This window comes from Tautonia marina, from assembly GCF_009177065.1.
Taxonomy (GTDB): Bacteria; Planctomycetota; Planctomycetia; order Isosphaerales; family Isosphaeraceae; genus Tautonia; species Tautonia marina.
The window spans coordinates 1-348 of record NZ_WEZF01000079.1; the positions used below are offsets into that span (position 1 = coordinate 1).

Here is a 348-nt window from a genome sequence, read left to right on the forward strand (position 1 = left end):
TTCAACGACGCGCAGACGACGGGCGAGTTGAGCAACGTGGCCCGCGAGGTGCTCGACATGATGTGGGCCGTACAACGCGAGGACGGTGGTTGGAATTGGCCGCATTGCGACTACGCGCCCCTGGAGATCGACGATCATTACGGTGTGACACTTGCCGCGGTCACCGTTGGCATCGCCCCCGACGGCTACGCCGAGAGCCCGCAGGCTCGCGCCGGCCTCAAGAAGCTGCGCACTTATCTGGAGAACAATCCGCCCAAATCGCTGCATCATCGTGCCATGCTTGCCTGGGCTTCCGTCAGGGTCGACGGGATCGCCACGCCCGAGCAGCGCGACCGGACCTTGGCCGAG

General features: G+C 64.9%; 1 pseudogene. It reads left to right on the plus strand.

Annotated features, from left to right (window positions below):
• A pseudogene (locus tag GA615_RS27730) lies at positions 1–348 on the plus strand (squalene--hopene cyclase); the annotation flags it as partial.